Source organism: Candidatus Planktophila sp. (assembly GCA_030681675.1).
Lineage (GTDB): Bacteria > Actinomycetota > Actinomycetes > Nanopelagicales > Nanopelagicaceae > Planktophila.
Genome location: JAUXRP010000002.1, coordinates 54691 through 72306, shown reverse-complemented (window position 1 = coordinate 72306; position 17616 = coordinate 54691). Strand labels below are relative to the sequence as shown.

The window sequence follows — 17616 nt, the reverse complement described above, 5'->3', positions numbered from 1 at the left end:
AAAAACTCCTTCCCCATCTCTCTGGACGGGTCGTTAAAGGATACGTCGGTACTATAGCACCGCCTCCTTTCAGGGTGTGGATAAGAAATCAGCTTTGTCTGCGCGTCGCAGTAGCCTCGTCCGTATGACAACAATTGAGCTTGTTTCATCGAGAGTGCGTGCAATTCGTATTGCGAAGGGTTTGACTCTGCACGAGGTAGAAGTAGCTAGTAATCGCCGTATTCGAGCCGTAGTTCTCGGCTCATATGAAAGGGGCGATCGAACATTGAGCGTACGTATGGCGATAGTAATTGCGCAGTTCTATGGAGTGCCGCTGAGCTATCTCTTGGAGGAGCCTGAAAAACCTGCAGGAAAAGCCAGCGCCGCTATTCTAGATCTACGTCGAATACGCTTGATAATCGCTGATTCCACATTACCTCCTCGAATCAAATCAACCCTGAGAAGTGCAATTACCTTCACTGGAGAGATCATAAAACTTCGAAATGATTGGAATGGCGAAGTCATTTCACTGCGAAGTAGCGATATGGTTTTGCTCGCTGCGGCAATTGGTATACATCAGCAAGAGTTAGAGGAAATCTTGCGCTCACATAGATTACTCATTGAAACTAAATAGCTAAGCTCTCTTTTATTGACGAGATTCTTCCTAGAACTCCATGGATAAATCCGGCAGAGCTATCGGTCGATAACTCTTTAGCAAGCAGTAACGCCTCATCGATGGCAACTCCATCCGGAATCGATGTAGCCCAGAGAATCTCAAAGATACCAATTCTGAGGATATTTCTATCAACTGCTGGTAGACGATCCATATCCCAGCCTTGAGCATATGTGGTGATGAGCTCGTCGATTTTACGATAGTTATCTCCCACACCAAGAACTAATTCACGGGTGTATTCGCGTATTGGCCGAGCATCTGGAGCCTCATCGCTTACATCACGTAGAGCAAGTGTTTCTACTGCATTAGTGCCACGTATATCGGCCTCGTATAGAAGGTCAAGCGCGGCCTTTCTTGCCTTACTGCGTGCCGACACTAGTTAGCGCGGCCTTGATAAGAGCCATCGCGAGTATCCACCATGACAATCTCATCCTGCTTAATAAATAAGGGAACCTGAATCTCAATTCCAGTCTCAACAGTGGCAGGTTTAGTTCCACCTGATGAACGATCCCCCTGAATTCCAGGCTCGGTATACGTGATCTTTAAAGGCACCGCTGCTGCTAATTCGATGTACAGGGGATTGCCTTCATGAACCGCAACAACTGCATCAGTATTTTCTAGCATGTAGTTAGACATTTCACCAACTGTTGCCATAGAAATTGTCATTTGATCAAAGGTTTTTGCATCCATAAATACAAAATCTTCACCCTCTTTATACAGGTACTGCATATCGCGCTTTTCTAGAATTTCGATATCAATTTTAACTCCTGAATTGAAAGTTCTATCAATAACCTTGCCAGTCAAAACTGATTTCAACTTAGTGCGCACAAATGCTGGCCCTTTACCCGGTTTCACATGTTGAAATTCAATAACATTCCACAGCTGCCCCTCGATATCTAGAGTAATTCCATTTTTTAAATCAGCTGTTGTTGCCACAGTTAAAGCTCCACTCATTGAATAAAATCGGCCATCCTTTGTGATAGCAAGGGGTTAAGGATACCTGCTCATTGATAGTGCTCAGTTCGCCTAACCAATCAGGTTTTTAAGCGCAATAATCGCTAATACATATGAATTCGGGCCAAATCCAGTGATCGTTCCATGTGCAACTCCCGAGATGACTGATGTATGGCGAAACTCTTCACGCGCCATTGGGTTGGAGAGATGAACCTCTATCAAAGGTGATTTCACTAACTCTGCAGCATCGCGTATTGCAAAAGAGTAATGAGTGAAAGCCGCTGGATTAATTATTACCGGCAGATTTAGATCAGCTGCCTCATGTAGCCAACTAATAATTGTTGCCTCATCATCACTTTGCCGAACATCGGCAGTTAAACCGTGTTGCTGCGCTGCACTTTCAATTAAACTCTTTAACTCCTCATAGTTAAGATTTCCATACACCGAAGAGTCTCGAATATCTAAGCGCGCAAGATTTGGACCGTTGATTACTAAAATCCTCATGAGCTAACTCTCTCATAAGCGGCCAAAAGTTCGCTTTGACTCACTCCCTCTATTCGTATGCAGCGTCCAACATCGGAGATAGCCACAAAACGCAACAATGTTCCACGGGATTTCTTATCTAATGCAAGCATCGGCAGTAACTCTGGCCAAGCAGAGCGCGGATATGAAATGGGTAGATTAAGCCCACTTAAAACTTCGCGATGGGCATGAACTAACTCTTTGCTCAAATATCCCTTTAAGTGGGCTAGCTCTGCGGCAAAAACCAATCCGATGGAGACAGCTTCTCCATGACGTAGTGAGTATGCCGAGTGCATCTCCACGGCATGACCCAGAGTGTGTCCGTAATTGAGAATCTCCCTGCCAAAGCTTTCTTTGAAATCCTCTGAAACCACAACCGCTTTAACCGATACTGCTGCGCTTATCAGGCCGATCACAGTCGGAAGATCGTTGCGAAGGGCGGAAAGATTTTTCCCAGTTATGGATTCTAGAATTGCCTTATCTGCAATAAAACCACACTTAACTACTTCAGCCATGCCTGCACAAAAATCACGATCTGAAAGCGTCGACAACCAGGATGTATCGATGAGAACACTTATCGGTGAGTGAAAAGCACCAATCAAATTCTTACCAAACTCACTATTAATTCCCGTCTTTCCTCCAATTGAAGCATCGACCATTCCCGCAATACTCGTTGGAATAGCGACCCAGTCAATACCCCGCAGCCACGTTGCGGCTGCAAAACCAGAGACATCAGTGACGGCGCCCCCTCCAACTCCGACAATTAAGTCAGAGCGCGTGAAACCGGCAGAAGCAAGCCAACTCCAAAGAGAAGTTAAGTTACTCAAACTCTTAGCCTCTTCCCCATCTGGAACTGTGAAATAGAAAACCTCACTATCGCAATCAAATTGCATGGAAGAGGACATGCTTTGCGTGTGAATAATTCCGACTCTAGTTCTATTTTTTGCAAGGGTTAGAAGCTGCGATCTCCAATCACAATCAACTATTACGTTGTACTCGTGCTCGGCCTTAACCGTTATTAATTTCACTCAAATCCCCGATTTAATAGTTTGAACGATCTCTTCAATACTCATTGCATCGACTTTAATTACCATTGTCGCTAATTTCTCGTAAATTGGACGCCGCACATCGTATAGGTTTTGCCATTGGGCACGTGGATTTCCAAGAAGTAAGGGTCTATCACGATTAAAACCTACACGTGGTGCTGCAACCGATAAAGAGACGTCGAGAAAAACTATTGGGCATTCTGTCGCAGCGAGTGCGGCCTGCGAACGCTCAGAAATTGGTGCTCCTCCTCCAAGAGAGAGGACAGAGTTCTTATCCTTTAAGGAGGCTGTGAGCGCTTCAAACTCTAAATCTCTAAACACCTCTTCACCATCAACTACGAAAATATCCGAAATCCTTCTGCCGGAGTTTTTTTCCACCACATTATCTGAGTCAATAAAGCCCACTCCAAGTGTCTTTGCCAGCGCTCTTCCTACACTACTTTTTCCGCTCCCAGGAGGTCCAATGAGAATTGCATATGGCACGTCCACTACCTACTTAAAATTTAAGTTCTGCATGTAGCCTTCAAAGTTTCGCTTTGTCTCACTGAGACTGTCTCCACCAAATTTTTCAAGAACTGCTTCGGCTAAGACTAGAGCTACCATGGCTTCGGCGACTACGCCTGCTGCTGGAACTGCACAGACATCTGAACGCTGATTAATTGCTTTCGCAGGTAAACCCGTAACCACATCGATAGTGTCTAAAGCTTTTGGCACCGTTGATATTGGCTTCATCGCCGCTCGCACGCGTAGGATTTCACCATTCGACATTCCGCCTTCGGTGCCACCGGCGCGATCACTTCGACGAATGATTCTTCCACCACTTGATTTTTCAATCTCATCGTGAGCAACACTTCCCCGCCTCGAAGCGGTCTCAAACCCATCTCCAAGTTCGACGCCTTTAATGGCTTGAATTCCCATAAGCGCACCTGCCAAACGCGCATCTAACCGACGATCCCAATGAACATGAGAACCAAGCCCTGGCGGCATATTAAATGCTAAAACCTCTATAACTCCACCCAGAGTATCTCCATCCGAATGAGCGCTCTCAATTTCTGCGACCATAAGCGCACTAGTGGTTGGATCGGCGCATCGAACTGGATCCTCATCAATTCGCTTCATATCATCAACCTCAGGAAGCTGCGCTGTGTTAGGTACGCGGACAGCGCCTACCGATAGAACGTGACTTAGAATCGTAATACCTACACTTTGTTCGAGGAACATGCGCGCCACTGCACCGAGTGCTACTCGAGATGCAGTTTCTCGTGCACTGGCACGTTCAAGAATTGGCCGCGCATCATTTAAATTATATTTTTGCATTCCTACTAAATCTGCATGTCCTGGTCGCGGACGTGTCAAAGGTGCGTTGCGCGCCAAATCCTCAATCTCCTGCGTTGCGATGGGATCTGGTGACATAATTTTTTCCCACTTTGGCCACTCAGAGTTATCAATCTGAATCGAAATAGGTCCGCCTTGTGTTAATCCCAATCGAATACCACCAAGAATCGTGGTTTTATCGGCCTCAAAACTTTGGCGGGCTCCACGCCCAACGCCTAAACGCCTACGAGTTAAGTGATAATCAATGTCAGCCGTCGTGACGGCAACCGAGGCGGGTATCCCTTCAATAATTGCACTGAGGGCCTGACCATGAGATTCACCAGCTGTTAACCAACGCATCTGCGTATTGTCGCAGAGATGTGCTCATGTCTGCAGCCAAATACAAGGCCGAGCCAGAAAATATTGCAAAGGCTAGAGGGATACTTTTGGGCAATTGTGCCGAAAACAGCTTCATCAGGAGTTACTGAAAAAAGCCTATGTGGATGGCCCAAGTGCCTTTTCTGCATGCCGTCGCATTAACTGCGCCATGCTGGTACGTTCGACATAGACACCTGAAAAAATCGCTACTTGATCGATTGCTTGATGGATTAAAAGATCTAAACCATCCACAACCTGAGCTCCAAGTCCGCTCCATGCTTTTAGCGCCATCGTCGGCCACGGATTGTAGAGAACGTCGAAGAAGATACCAGCCGGCTTTGATGGGAAGTTTTTTATTAGTGAATCTGAGACACCTTCTGGAACCGTTGAGATAATTAAATCAGCACTTTCAAAGAGGTTTGAGTCTCCCCACTCTACGAACGTTAAACCCGAAAATTCAACGCAGTTAGAAATCTCTTTAACTCTAGATAGCGATCGAACCATAACGCTTATTCGAGTTGAAACGCCATCGCATGCAGATACCGCTGCACGCGCCGTTGCTCCACCTCCGATAACAAGAACATCACCGGTGGCATCTCTTCCATGTGCTGATAAGGCGTGCGTGAAGCCTGAAACATCGGTCGTTGAAGCGCTCCATACCTGAAAGGGGTCTTGCACTAAGGTATTGGCACTTAGTATTCGTGAAGCCAATGGTGAAACATTACTAGCAAAATCCAACACTTCTTCTTTTAACGGCATCGTAAGTGAGAAACCTGACCACGTTGGTCCACAACTTTCCAGAAAACTTCCCAGCTCGCCCGATTTAATCTCGATTCGAGTGTATTCACTCTCGAGACCTAATTCGGTATATGCAATCGTATGAAGTAATGGACTTAAAGAGTGAGAAATCGGAGAGCCAAGGACGGCCGCTTTGATCAATCGAATGCACCTGCCTTCCTATTTTCTTGATACAAAGATTTCCACGCGAGAAACTCTTCGTGAGAGGCAGTAAATCGAGTGTCACCGGGTGCAACAGTAATAAAGTAAAGCCAATCTCCAACGGCGGGATTCAATGCAGCTTCCATTGCACGCGCCCCTGGATTTCCAATTGGAGTCGGCGGTAGGCCATATCTCTTGTAAGTGTTGTATGGGGAATCTATGAGCGTTGATGAAGTACTTAAAAAAATTTCACCGCGCACTTTCTTAACATAGTGAACAGTTGAATCCATCTGAAGAGGCATAGAAATTTCGAGCCTATTAAAAATTACTCGAGCAACTTTGCTGAAATCTGCGGTGTCGCCTTCGGCTTGCACAATGGAGGCAATTGTCAATAATTGTAATGGTGTATAAGTGCCTGAAGCATTAAGAATCTCCTGACCAAATTTTTCGCTTCGAAAACGATTAATCATCGCTTGGAGCACCTGTATCGCGCTGGTTTGCCGCGGAAAACTATATTGAGCTGGAAAAAGTAAACCTTCTGGATTACTAAACCCTGAAGGGAGAAATAGCGAATCGAAAGCCTTCGATATTTCAGCTTGCTTAAATCCGTAAACAAGAAGTGAATTAACAATTTCCTCACTCCAAGCGCCTTCAAATACTTTGATCAGATTTGGAATGCGTGCTGGATCTAGAAGCTGTTCAAGAGCTTGCGCCGCAGAGATGGACAAAGTAAGTCGATGAGAACCGGGTGAAACTTTTTCTGAGTTTTTATTCGAAACAGCGACTCTAAAATATGCTGAAACGGATTTAGTAACTTTGTTTTTAAATAGAAGTTCTGCCACTTCGTATCCCGTTGCACCAGATGAAATGTCCACAACTACTTCAGGTTCACTAACACCAATGGCTCGAGTGGGATAATCGGGTGCTGTTGAAGTATTGCTTCGAACCAGATGAAGTGAGTAGGTCAATCCCAAAATAAAGACCGCCGCCAAAACAACCGGTCTCAATCTCACGTTCGATTCTTTTCAATCGAGAGTGCAAACTCTAAAATTGCAACCGCTGCGGCTTCATCAATCCGAGATTTCGATTCCTTAAAACGTACCCCAGAATCGCGCAAACTTTTGGCGCCGCTCACCGTCGATAATCGTTCATCAATGAGTTCGATAGGGGAATTCGTCAACGTTAGAAGAAAATCGCAGAACTCCAAAGCTTTATCAACTGCAGAACCAGAACTTCCATCCATATTTGAGGGTTTACCTATATAGATCTTGATAGGTTCAAACTCTTGGAAGATTTCTAAGAGTTTACTCTTCAATGTCTTATCAGTGCTTCGTAGAACCATTAGAGGTGAGGCCAAAATCCCATCGACATCGCATACCGCCACGCCAATTCGAACAGCGCCATAATCGAAGGCAATACGACGACCTCTTTGCATGGGCGCTATTACCCTTTAAGTGCCGTGGTAATCGCTTCCAGGGCCTGAACGGTCTTCGATGCATCAGTACCGCCACCTTGGGCACAATCATCTTTGCCGCCTCCCCCACCGCCAAGAATGGAAGAACCTATCTTCACTAAATCACCCGCTTTAACTCCGAGGTTCCGAGCTCCATCACTTGCCGCCACTACTAATACAGGTTTGGAATCGTTAACACTAATGAGTGCTACGACACTGACATCTGATTGTGCCCGAAGCTTCAATGCGATTTTTCGCAAATCATCCCCAGGAATTCCATCTCTAAGAAGGGCTGCGATAGTTGAAACTCCATTGATTTCTCTAGCAGTTTTAGCGATTTCGTTTACTTGAGCAAAAGCACCTGCTGATCGAAGGCCTGCGATCTCCTTCTCAAAATCCTTTATTTTTGTAAGTAAATCCGAAATTCGATCTGGCAAATCCTCAACACGCGCACCTTTGATTAAAGTGGTCAATGAATTAAGCAAAAAATGTTCGCGTGCTAAAAACTTGTATGCGTCAACGCCTACTAAAGCCTCAACCCGACGTACACCTGCACCGATGGAGGATTCGCTCAATAACTTAATAACACCAAGCTCTCCTGAGGCAAGGACGTGAGTTCCACCGCATAACTCACGTGCCCAATCTCCAACGCTGACTACACGAACGACATCGCCATACTTTTCACCAAATAGGGCCATTGCGCCGATTTCTTTGGCCTGTGCTTGAGACATAGTTTCGGCGGTAACCTGCAAATTATCTAGCAGCAATGTATTTACTCGAGATTCAACCTCATTAATTACGCTGTCAGGTACTGCCCCAGTTGAAGGAAAATCGAAGCGAAAACGTCCCGGTGAGTTTTCCGATCCCGCCTGAGTTGCCGTCTCTCCTAAAATCTCACGGAATGCTTTATGCACCATGTGCGTTGCAGTGTGCGCTCTAGAAATCGCAGCTCTGCGCTCTACATCTATCTGAGCAAGGGCTTGACTGCTAACTTCGACGTTTCCGCTAACTACTCGACCACGGTGAACAATAACTCCAGGAACTGGCGTCTGCACGTCCCAGATTTCAATAATAGCGCCGTTAGCTAATGTTATTTTCCCACCATCTGCTAACTGACCACCACCTTCTGCATAGAAAGGAGTGCGATTTAGGACGACTTCAACGTCAAAGCCTGCATCAACATTACTTACCGAAATCCCATCGACAAGTAGTCCAGTAATTAAAGATTCACTCGAGATCGATGTATAACCGCAAAACTCACTCTTACCGCTTTTATCAGCGATTGCGCGATATTCGCTAACATCGGTATGCCCACTCTTTTTAGCGCGAGAATCGGCTTTAGCCCTATCTTTTTGTTCCTGCATTAATCGCCTAAAACCGACCTCGTCCACTTCAAGGCCCTCTTCGCGCGCCATTTCCAACGTTAAATCAAATGGAAAACCATAGGTGTCATGGAGTTTAAAAGCTTCGGCACCTGGCAGCACAGATTGTGAACTCTTCTTTAAGGCAGCACTTGCACCATCAAAGATAGTTGTTCCACTCTTTAACGTTTGCAAAAAACTCTCTTCTTCAGAAACGCTCACAGAGAGGATCCTCGCTTTATCGGTGACTAATTCAGGATATTGGGGCCCCATAGCACCAATTGCTGCAACGGATAGTTCGGACATGATGGGATCCATAGATCCGAGCAAACGCATATTGCGAATCGTTCGGCGCATCATACGACGCAGTACATATCCTCGACCTTCATTTCCGGGTGTTATGCCATCACCAATGAGCATCGCTGATGTGCGTGCATGATCGGCAATAACTCTCAACGAGATATCCGATTTCTTAGATGCCCCATACTTAACACCAGTTAGCTCGGATGCTTTATTGAGAATCTGCATCGTCGTATCAATCTCATAGATATTATCCACACCTTGCAAAATCGAAGTTAATCGTTCAAGGCCAAGGCCTGTGTCTATACTTTTTGCCGGTAGTTCACCGAGAATTGGAAAATCATCCTTGCCGTTGCCAACCCCGCGTTCATTCTGCATGAACACCAGGTTCCAGATTTCCATGTAACGATTTTCATCGGCAATGGGACCACCATCTTTTCCGTAAGCCGGTCCACGATCATAATAAATCTCAGAGCAAGGTCCACATGGACCAGGCACACCCATCGACCAAAAATTATCACTCATTCCCATTCGCTGAATTCGCTCTAGGGACACGCCTATCTTTTTATGCCAAATATCGGCAGCTTCATCATCGTCTAGAAAAACCGTGACCCATAACTTATCTGGCGAAAAACCATAACCACCATCATCGATCGCTCGAGTCAATAGCTCCCATGCTAGTGAGATAGCACCTTCTTTAAAGTAGTCACCGAAAGAGAAATTTCCACACATTTGAAAAAATGATGCATGACGTGTGGTCTTGCCAACTTCATCGATATCCAACGTTCGAACACATTTTTGTACCGAGGTTGCGCGCTTAAAGGGCGGTTTAACTTCACCTAAGAAATATGGTTTAAAAGGCACCATTCCGGCGTTGACTAAAAGTAGATTCGGATCATCGGCGATAAGTGAGGCCGATGGTACAACGGTATGGGTTAGACCCTGGCGATTATCACTCTCAAAAAAACGCAGCCAGCGCGCACGGATCTCGGCGGATTCCACGTAGAGTGATCACTCAGCCTTCTTCTTAGAGCGTGACTTTTTCTTAGCCGCCGCAGCTAAAATCGCTCCAGCAACTTTAACTGCAGAACCATTCTTATTCATAAAAGAGTTTGTTGCGTTAGCAACTTTATCTGAGATATCTTCAGCGTTCCTAGTAATTCTATTAAAACTCTTGAGTGGTGCATTTACAAGAGAAATAGTCGTGTGAACCTCTTCAATCAGAGGTGCAGTCTCTTCGGTCAATGATTTAAGAGAGAGCTTAGCCTCATCGATAAATCGACCAACCCTGATTACGACATAACTTATTGCGATAGCGATTATAAAGAGTCCGCTCGCTGCGATGATAGTTGCAATTCCACCTGGTCCCATGTAATTAGCCTACCTGAGGAGCGTTCTTTACTGCGCCATCAATACCACTTTCTTTTCTTTGAGCGGCAGTAATAGGTGTAGGAGCTCCAGTTAATGGATCTCCCCCGCTGGCCGTCTTAGGAAATGCGATAACTTCGCGAATTGAATCAGAACCCGTCAACAAGGCGCAGACTCGATCAAGACCCAATGCTATTCCTCCATGGGGCGGCGGACCGTAATTGAATGCCTCAAGTAAGAAACCAAACTTCGAAGCCGCTTCCTCATCACTCAAACCGATTACACGAAAGACATCGCTCTGCATTTTCTGGTCATGAATACGTATCGAACCTCCACCTAGCTCAGTTCCATTTAAAACTATGTCATAGGCATACGCCAATGCATGTTCAGGATCGTTCGCGAAGCTCGATGCAAATTCAGGTTTTGGACCAGTGAAGGGGTGGTGGACAGCGGTCCATCCCCCGTCTTGTGTTGGTTCAAACATTGGTGCATCGACAACCCATAAAAACTCCCATGAATTGTGAGCAATTAATCCACAGCGCTTTCCTATTTCAAGACGCACGGCACCTAAGAGATTCAACGCTTCGCTGCGCTCACCTGCGGCAAAAAAGATTGCATCGCCAGGTTTTGCTCCAGTTGCTGCAGCAATTCCAGCGGACTCACTTTCACTTAAATTTTTAGCAACGGGTCCACCTAATGCTCCATCGGCATCAATTAAAATATAGGCCAAACCCTTTGCGCCTCGAGCTTTCGCCCAATCTTGCCAAGCATCAAGCTCGCGTCGCGGCGAAGTTGCCCCCCCTGGCATAACAACTGCGCCAACATAGGGTGCTTGGAAAACTCTAAAACTTGTTTCTGCAAAAAATTCAGTCTGCTCTGAGAGTTCATTGCCAAAACGTAAATCTGGTTTATCCGATCCATACCGCGACATAGCTTCGGCATACGTCATACGTTTCAATGGCAACGCAATTGTGTAACCAACAGCCTCTAGCCAAATTTTGGCAACAATTTTTTCGGCGACAGCTAAAATATCCTCTTGGTCAATGAACGACATTTCAATATCTAACTGAGTGAATTCAGGTTGTCGATCTGCACGAAAATCTTCATCACGAAAACAACGGGCTATCTGATAGTACTTTTCCATTCCTGCAACCATCAACAACTGTTTAAAGAGCTGAGGTGATTGTGGAAGGGCGTACCAGCTTCCAGGTTGAAGCCGAACAGGGACAAGGAAATCACGAGCGCCTTCTGGCGTTGAACGTGTCAGATAGGGTGTTTCAATTTCAAGAAAAGACTCTTCCTCCATAACACGTCGAATGGTTGATGTAACCTTTGAACGAAGCCGAAGATTTGCTGCAGGTTTTTCTCGACGCAAATCCAAGTATCGATATTTAAGGCGTACTTCTTCGCCAATATCTGCGTCATTACCGCTATCTATAGGAAATGGAAGCGGGGCAGATTCACTCAGGACTACAACGGTGTCACCCATAACTTCAATCTCGCCCGTTGGAATATTGGAATTCTCATTTCCAGCTGGCCTGGCAAGAACTTCGCCAGTAATGAGCAAGCACCATTCTGCCCGAAGCGCACCTGCAATTTTTTCATCACGAATGACGACCTGCACTGAACCAGATGCATCTCGAAGATCGATAAATGCCACACCGCCATGATCGCGACGGCGGGAAACCCAGCCTGCCAATGTAACTACCGTACCGGCATCAGTTTTGCGTAGCGTGCCCGCATCGTGGCTTCTTAGCATAATGAGTGTGGTTTCGCTTTCTACAGTGCGTTGATTAAGGATTCAATTGTAACTGAAACCGATACACCGGTGTTCATATTTTTGAGTTCAACGCTTTGAGAAGCAATCTCTTGATCGCCAACTACCACGACATTGCGCGCACCACTCTTATCGGCAGACTTCATTGCAGTTTTCAAGGAGCGGTCACCAAAGGCTATTTCAACTATTTTTCCTGCGCCTCGTAGCTGCGTAGCTAACTCTAAAACCATCTGCATTGCACCATCGCCGAGCGGAATAATGAACAAATCCGAAACAAAGCCTTCAATTGGAATTACTCCTTCGGCCTCAGCCGCCAACAATGCACGATCAACCCCAAGACCGAAACCAATTCCAGAGAGCTCTTGGCCTCCGAGTTCGGCCATCAAACCGTCATAGCGGCCTCCCCCACCAATACCAGATTGAGCACCTAAAAGATCATGTACAAACTCAAAGGTGGTACCCGTGTAATAATCCAAACCCCGCACCATTCGTGGATTTAAGTGGTATGAAATACCTAATACATCTAGAAAATTCTTTACTTTTTCAAAATGTTGACGAGATGCAACGCTTAGAAAATCCATCAGAAGCGGTGCCTGCGCCATGGCGTTTTTGATCACCTCTCGTTTATCATCAAATAACCGCAACGGATTTATTAAAGCTCTAGAAGTAGTAGCTTCATCTAAGTCAAGAGTTGCTATATATTTCAGAAGTTCAACGCGATGTGCCGCGCGAGATTGCGCATCACCAAGGCTAGTAATCTCTAAGCGATACTGCTTCAAACCAATTGATTTAAAACCAGCATCAGCGATTGCGATGACTTCTGCATCTATTGCAGGATCATCTAAGCCGATCGCTTCAATACCAACTTGATAGAATTGGCGGTAACGCCCGGCCTGCGGGCGTTCGGCACGAAAATATGCCCCTGAGTACCAAATCTTTACTGGCAAACGACCTCTGTCTAAACCATGCTCGATAACCGCTCGCATCGCTCCCGCAGTTCCTTCAGGGCGCAAAGTAATCGAACGATCTCCCCTATCGGTAAAGGTGTACATCTCTTTTGTTACCACATCAGTTGAAGCACCAACACCTCTGCTAAAGAGTTCAGTATCTTCAAAAACAGGAAGCTCCATAAGTTGGTAACCAGCCAGACGAGCCGGTGCAATCAAAGATTCACGAACGAATTCAAATAACTTTGAACGTGGAGGAACATACTCACTCACCCCTTTGGGGGCTTGAATTCTCGCTCGAGCCATTAGTAACGCTCTTTCAGTGAGTTCAAATATGGGTTGTGCTTTCGTTCGCGACCAATCGTTGTTTCATTGCCATGTCCCGGCAATACCCGTAAATGGTCGCCAAGAGGTAGAACTCTTTTTCGCAAACTCTCCTCCATATCCTTAGCCGAGCCGGTTGGTTGATCGGTCCGGCCAATCGAGCCTGCAAAGAGAACATCGCCGCTAATGAGCAGTTCATTGGATACTTCAAACATCAGTGAGCCCGCCGTATGGCCAGGTGCATGTATGGCCGTAATCCTGAGCCCGACAATCTCAAGAACTTCTCCATTTCGCAATTCTCTTACATCCCTTGGCTCAACAAACTCCATGCCTGCCAATGTCGCGGCATATTCTGGCGACAGGCAGCGTTCGGGATGGGCAAGAGCAATCCGATCCTGACTATGGATATATGCCGGAATCTCATATCCATCGGCGATAGGTGTAATTGAAAAAGTGTGGTCCAAGTGGCCATGGGTAGCAAAAATAGCCACGGGCTTGAGCCTGAACTCATCGAGAATGGACGATAACTGGGGGCTCACATCGGGCATGCCTGGATCAATAACTATGCACTCAGCTCCAGGGGCGCTGGCGATAACCCAGCAGTTAGTTGCAAACATAGGGGCGGCAAATGAGGCTACAAACATCCATGTACCCCTTATCTCGTGCCATAACTACGATTGACGCTATCTGGCTGGTACAGGGTACCTTTTACCCTACACAAACGCAGAATTCACGCGCTTTGAGGTACACCTCGAAGAGCCCGCGCCATACATAGCGACGTTCACATGAACAACGCGCTGAAAGGATCACCACCATGACCGATATACATCCACTTCCTATAGCAACAGCGGCAAGCGCGTTGATTGGAGATCCTGCAGCATTTGGACGGGTAGGCGACGACGGAACCGTCTATGTTCGAACTTCAAGCGGCGAAAAAGCCGTTGGCTCATATCCGGGAAAAACCCCTGAAGAAGCACTCACCTACTTTGTCCGCAAATTTGAAATGCTCGCCGCTGAGGTTGCGCTACTGGCAGCACGCGTTAAAAGCGGAGCGTTGGTTCCTTCAGATGCCTACATCGCAGTAAAGAAATTACGAGATGCGATAAAAGAGTTAAATGCAGTCGGCGATTTAGAAGCACTCTCAGCCTCAGTTGAGCAGATCGAGCCATTGATTGAAGGTCATCGTGAAGCATATGAAGCTAAAAAGGCCGCTGAAACTGCCGCCAAGAAAGCTCGCCTTGAACAAATTTTGATTGAGAAAGAGAAAATAGTTGCAGAGGCTGAATCATTAGCGATGAGTGAGTCATGGAAGAGCACGGGAGATAGATTAAAAACTCTCTTAGATGAGTGGAAATCCGCGCCACGTTTAGATAAAGCGACAGATGCCGAACTGTGGAAGCGTTTCTCATCCTCGCGTAACAAATTTGATAAACGCCGTCGCACCCACTTTGCCGCCCTTGAAGCGGTACAGAAAGTTGTCTCTGATGCAAAAAAAGCGATTATTACTGAAGCTGAAAGCTTAGCCACATCAACTGATTGGGTGCCAACAGCCAAACGCTTTAAAACACTTATGGATGCTTGGAAAGCTACGGGTCGAGGCAAGCCAAGTGATGATGCCAAGATGTGGGCGCGTTTTAAAGCCGCGCAGGACCAATTCTTCACTGCTAAGAATGCAGATCTAGAAAAACGCGATGTAACGATGGCAAGTAATTTAATAAAGCGCGAAGAACTTGTCGTACTCATCGAAGCAATTCTGCCAATAACGAAGTTGGATGAGGCTAAGAAGGCGCTTCGAGAGCATATGAACGAATGGAACAAGATTGGTATGACTCATCGCGACAAGCGCGCCTCTCTCGATGCTCGTGTCCATGCAGTTGAAGCTGCAGTTAAAGCGGCCGAAGCCGATAATTGGCGCAAGAGTGATCCCGCTGCAAAGGCTAGAGCCCAAGAGGTAGTAAAGCAGCTGAATGATTCAATCGAAAACTATGAAAAAACCGCCGCTAAATCGCAAGCTGCTGGCAATACCAAGAAAGCTACCGAGGCTTTAGAGTCAGCCGCCGCTCGAAGAGTGTGGCTCGCAGAGGCAGAAAAGAGCTTGGCAGAGTTTAGCTAATTTAATTTTTAGTGGTTCTATAGACGTCGTAGACGCCTTCGATATTTCGCACTGCACCTAGGACTGCATCCAAATGCGTTGCGTCGGCCATTTCAAAAGTAAAGCGTGAAAAGGCCGTACGGTCTTTTGATGTACTAACTGATGCACTTAAAATATTTACATGTTGATCCGATAGTGTGCGTGTCACATCAGCTAAAAGTGATGCACGGTCCAGCGCCTCTACCTGAATATTTACGAGGAAGATCGAACCTGCTCCTACTCGCCACTTTACCTCGACCACTCTATCGAATTGATTTGTTACTAAATCCCCTGCATTGACGCAATCACTTCGATGTATGGAAACACCACTGCCTTTAGTAATAAAGCCCATGATTTCATCACCTGGTACCGGTGTGCAGCAGCGTGCAAGTTTAACGAGTACATCATCAGCGCCTTCAACATCTACGGCATTACTTGATCTGCGACTTACAGGCACACGGGTGGGCAGAACATTCATAGTTGGTTCGGGGTGAGAGTCTTCTGCGCCGAGCGCTACGACTAACTTATCAATTATCGATGTTGCTGAAACATGGCCATCACCGACGGCAGAGTAAAGGCTTTCGATATCGCTGTAGTGAAGATCATGGGCGAGCTCTAGAAGCGAGTGACCAGCAAATATCTTTTGCAAAGGCAGACCAGCTTTGCGCATTTGTCGAGCGATTGATTCACGGCCAGCATCTATCGCTTCCTCTCTACGCTCTTTACTAAACCAAGCCTTTATCTTTGAACGTGCGCGAGGGCTCTGTACAAAGTTAAGCCAATCTCGACTTGGACCTGCGTGCTCGCCCTTATTAGTTAAAATCTCTACAACATCACCATTACTTAACCGGGATTCAAGTGGAACTAACCGTCCATTTACTTTTGCCCCTGCGCATCGGATGCCCACATCGGTATGAACCGAGAATGCAAAATCAACCGGAGTCGATCCCCCTGGCAGAGCGACAACACTCCCCTTTGGCGTAAATACGAAGACCTCAGGTGAACCTAAATCAAAACGCAACGCTTCGAGGAACTCTGAAGGATCTTCGGTCTCCTTTTGCCATTCATGGAGTTGGCGAAGCCATAACATTTCTGGCGAACTCTCGTTATTCTCATGTCCCTGCTTGTACTTCCAGTGTGCTGCAATGCCGAACTCAGCCCGCGAATGCATATCAAAGGTTCGGATCTGAATCTCTATCGCTTTACCAGTCGGTCCGATTACCGTTGTATGAAGAGATTGATAGAGATTAAATTTAGGCATCGCAATGTAATCTTTAAATCGGCCAGGAATTGGACTCCATCTAGCATGAATAGAACCTAATACGGCATAACAGTCGCGTACATCATCAACTAGAACTCGAATACCTACTAAATCATAAATTTCATTGAACTCGCGTCCTCGAACAACCATTTTTTGATACACCGAAAAAAAATGTTTTTGACGACCCGTAACCGTTGCATGAATCGAATCTTTAGCTAGATCATCGGTGACGATGGCGATAACCTGCGATGTTAGTGAATCGCGCGAAGGTGATCGCTCAGCAACTAACCGAGAAATCTCTTCAAATTTCTTAGGTTCGAGAACTTCAAATGAGAGATCTTCTAACTCCCACTTAATTGCATTCATTCCTAGCCGGTGCGCTAATGGTGCATATATATCTAGAGTCTCGCGAGCCTTGCGCTCAGCGTTTTCCTGAGAAACAAATTTCCAGGTGCGCGCATTGTGCAGACGATCTGCAAGTTTGATTACCAATACACGAATATCCCTAGACATTGCCACTACCATTTTACGAACGGTCTCAGCTTCGGCCATGGGGCCATATGTAAGGCGATCTAATTTAGTGACACCGTCAACAAGATTAGCGATCTCGTCACCAAAATCTCGTCGCAACTCTTTGAGTGAGTACGGAGTATCTTCTATGGTGTCATGCAAGAGCGCTGCAATAATTGTTTCGCTATTTAATCCTAGCTCTGCCAAGATTTTAGCAACGGCTACAGGGTGTGTAATGTAGTGTTCTCCGGATTTACGTAATTGACCCTCATGTGCCTTTTGGGCAACAAGAAAGGCGCGCTCTACATCTTCAAGCTTGCTACTCGCATGATTTTCTTTGAGCACACTTAAAACTGGTGCAATCAAAGTATCCACAAGA

The 17616-nt window shown here is 46.2% G+C and carries 17 protein-coding genes; 2 read left to right on the top strand and 15 right to left on the bottom strand.

Translation table 11 applies throughout. The annotated features are described in order from the left end of the window. Nucleotides 1-124: 124 nt before the first annotated feature. Complete coding sequence (locus Q8K48_00390) at nt 125-613, top strand: helix-turn-helix transcriptional regulator (protein ID MDP1850858.1); 489 nt, start codon at nt 125-127, stop codon at nt 611-613. Here the strand turns inward: Q8K48_00390 and nusB are convergent. The 14 genes from nusB to Q8K48_00320 form a co-directional block, all read right to left on the bottom strand. Next, on the bottom strand, nt 606-1028 hold the full coding sequence (gene nusB, locus Q8K48_00385) for a transcription antitermination factor NusB (protein ID MDP1850857.1): 423 nt from the start codon (nt 1026-1028) through the stop codon (nt 606-608). The two genes, Q8K48_00390 and nusB, sit on opposite strands and share 8 nt — an antisense overlap. After that, nucleotides 1028-1588, bottom strand: a complete 561-nt coding sequence (gene efp, locus Q8K48_00380; protein ID MDP1850856.1) for an elongation factor P — start codon at nt 1586-1588, stop codon at nt 1028-1030. The genes nusB and efp overlap by 1 nt, the downstream gene beginning before the upstream one ends. 90 nt (nt 1589-1678) lie before the next feature. Beyond that, nucleotides 1679-2110, bottom strand: a complete 432-nt coding sequence (gene aroQ / locus Q8K48_00375; GenBank protein ID MDP1850855.1) for a type II 3-dehydroquinate dehydratase — start codon at nt 2108-2110, stop codon at nt 1679-1681. Then, on the bottom strand, nt 2107-3156 hold the full coding sequence (aroB, locus tag Q8K48_00370; protein ID MDP1850854.1) for a 3-dehydroquinate synthase: 1050 nt from the start codon (nt 3154-3156) through the stop codon (nt 2107-2109). Before aroB ends, aroQ begins: the two co-directional genes overlap by 4 nt. Then, nucleotides 3157-3657, bottom strand: coding sequence for a shikimate kinase (locus tag Q8K48_00365; protein MDP1850853.1), 501 nt, complete (start codon nt 3655-3657; stop codon nt 3157-3159). Nucleotides 3658-3666: 9 nt separating this feature from the next. Beyond that, nucleotides 3667-4848 (bottom strand): chorismate synthase, encoded by a 1182-nt coding sequence (aroC, locus tag Q8K48_00360; GenBank protein ID MDP1850852.1) that lies wholly within the window; start codon nt 4846-4848, stop codon nt 3667-3669. A 135-nt stretch (nt 4849-4983) separates the two neighbouring features. After that, nucleotides 4984-5805: a shikimate dehydrogenase gene (locus Q8K48_00355; GenBank protein MDP1850851.1), complete on the bottom strand. Its 822-nt coding sequence runs from the start codon at nt 5803-5805 to the stop codon at nt 4984-4986. Continuing rightward, nucleotides 5802-6818 (bottom strand): endolytic transglycosylase MltG, encoded by a 1017-nt coding sequence (mltG, locus tag Q8K48_00350; GenBank protein ID MDP1850850.1) that lies wholly within the window; start codon nt 6816-6818, stop codon nt 5802-5804. The genes Q8K48_00355 and mltG overlap by 4 nt, the downstream gene beginning before the upstream one ends. Further along, complete coding sequence (gene ruvX, locus Q8K48_00345) at nt 6815-7240, bottom strand: Holliday junction resolvase RuvX (GenBank protein MDP1850849.1); 426 nt, start codon at nt 7238-7240, stop codon at nt 6815-6817. Before ruvX ends, mltG begins: the two co-directional genes overlap by 4 nt. Nucleotides 7241-7248: 8 nt before the next feature. Next, nucleotides 7249-9921 carry an alanine--tRNA ligase gene (gene alaS, locus Q8K48_00340; protein MDP1850848.1) on the bottom strand — a complete coding sequence of 891 codons (2673 nt, stop codon included), beginning with the start codon at nt 9919-9921 and terminating at the stop codon, nt 7249-7251. Nucleotides 9922-9930: 9 nt separating this feature from the next. Then, a complete protein-coding gene (locus tag Q8K48_00335) occupies nt 9931-10290 on the bottom strand; it encodes a DUF948 domain-containing protein (GenBank protein MDP1850847.1) in 360 nt (119 codons plus the stop codon). A gap of 4 nt (nt 10291-10294) precedes the next feature. Beyond that, on the bottom strand, nt 10295-12046 hold the full coding sequence (gene aspS, locus Q8K48_00330) for an aspartate--tRNA ligase (GenBank protein ID MDP1850846.1): 1752 nt from the start codon (nt 12044-12046) through the stop codon (nt 10295-10297). Nucleotides 12047-12066: 20 nt separating this feature from the next. Beyond that, nucleotides 12067-13317: a histidine--tRNA ligase gene (gene hisS, locus Q8K48_00325; protein MDP1850845.1), complete on the bottom strand. Its 1251-nt coding sequence runs from the start codon at nt 13315-13317 to the stop codon at nt 12067-12069. Continuing rightward, complete coding sequence (locus Q8K48_00320; GenBank protein ID MDP1850844.1) at nt 13317-13979, bottom strand: MBL fold metallo-hydrolase; 663 nt, start codon at nt 13977-13979, stop codon at nt 13317-13319. The genes hisS and Q8K48_00320 overlap by 1 nt, the downstream gene beginning before the upstream one ends. Before the next feature lie 170 nt (nt 13980-14149). On the opposite strand from Q8K48_00320, the gene Q8K48_00315 reads away from it, so the two are divergent. Next, nucleotides 14150-15448 carry a DUF349 domain-containing protein gene (locus tag Q8K48_00315; GenBank protein ID MDP1850843.1) on the top strand — a complete coding sequence of 433 codons (1299 nt, stop codon included), beginning with the start codon at nt 14150-14152 and terminating at the stop codon, nt 15446-15448. 1 nt (nt 15449) lies between these two features. Here Q8K48_00315 and Q8K48_00310 read toward each other — a convergent pair whose 3' ends face one another. After that, nucleotides 15450-17612 carry a bifunctional (p)ppGpp synthetase/guanosine-3',5'-bis(diphosphate) 3'-pyrophosphohydrolase gene (locus Q8K48_00310; protein MDP1850842.1) on the bottom strand — a complete coding sequence of 721 codons (2163 nt, stop codon included), beginning with the start codon at nt 17610-17612 and terminating at the stop codon, nt 15450-15452. Nucleotides 17613-17616: the final 4 nt, after the last annotated feature.